Annotated in this window: 1 protein-coding gene; it reads left to right on the top strand. The window is 65.6% G+C overall.

Going from position 1 to position 1,013, the window contains the following annotated elements:
* On the top strand, positions 1–1,013 hold a 1,013-nt coding region (locus tag U5771_RS35170), incomplete at both ends, for an electron-transfer flavoprotein:ubiquinone oxidoreductase (RefSeq protein ID WP_322028180.1).

The following is a 1,013-nucleotide window of genomic DNA, read 5'->3' as shown; positions in this document are numbered from 1 at the left end:
AACGACGACGGCTCCGTGAAAGGCGTCGCCACCGGCAACATGGGCGTGGGCAAGGACGGCGAGCCGACCGAGAACTTCCAGCTCGGCATGGAGCTGCACGCGAAGTACACGCTGTTCGCCGAAGGCTGCCGCGGCCACCTCGGCCGCCAGCTGATCTCGACGTTCAAGCTCGACGCGAACGCCGATCCGCAGGCGTACGGGATCGGCATCAAGGAGCTGTGGGAAATCGATCCCGCGAAGCACAAGCCGGGCCTGGTGATCCACACGGCCGGCTGGCCGCTGAAGTCGGATACCTACGGCGGCTCGTTCCTGTATCACATGGACAACAACCAGGTGGTGGTCGGCTTCGTGGTGGGCCTGGGCTACACGAACCCGTACCTGTCGCCGTTCGAGGAATTCCAGCGCTACAAGACGCATCCGTCGATCCGCGCGTTCCTCGAAGGCGGCAAGCGCGTGTCGTACGGCGCGCGCGCGATCACGGCCGGCGGCCTGCTGTCGCTGCCGAAGACGGTGTTCCCGGGCGGCGCGCTGATCGGCGACGACGCGGGCTTCCTGAACGCATCGCGGATCAAGGGCAGCCACGCGGCGATCAAGACCGGCATGCTGGCGGCCGACGCCGCGTTCGACGCGGTGCAGGCCGGCCGTCAATCGGACGAGCTCAACGCATACCCGGACGCGTTCAAGCAATCGTGGCTGTACACGGAGCTGTACCGCGCGCGCAACTTCAAGCAGTGGATGGCCAAGGGGCTGTACCTCGGCACGCTGATGGTCGGGCTCGAGCAGAAGGTGATGGGCGGCAACGTGCCGTGGACGCTGCACCACAAGCATGCGGACCACGAGATGCTGAAACCGGCGTCGCAATGCACGCCGATCGAGTATCCGAAGCCGGACGGCAAGCTGACGTTCGACCGGCTGTCGTCGGTGTTCATCTCGAACACGAACCATGAAGAGAACCAGCCGGCGCACCTGACGCTGAAGGACGCGAACGTGCCGGTGAACGTGAACCTGCGCAC

Source organism: Burkholderia sp. BCC1977, assembly GCF_905339595.1.
Classification (GTDB): domain Bacteria; phylum Pseudomonadota; class Gammaproteobacteria; order Burkholderiales; family Burkholderiaceae; genus Burkholderia.
Note: the sequence above shows the minus strand (reverse complement) of the source record. Positions and strands in the feature narration are given on the sequence as shown.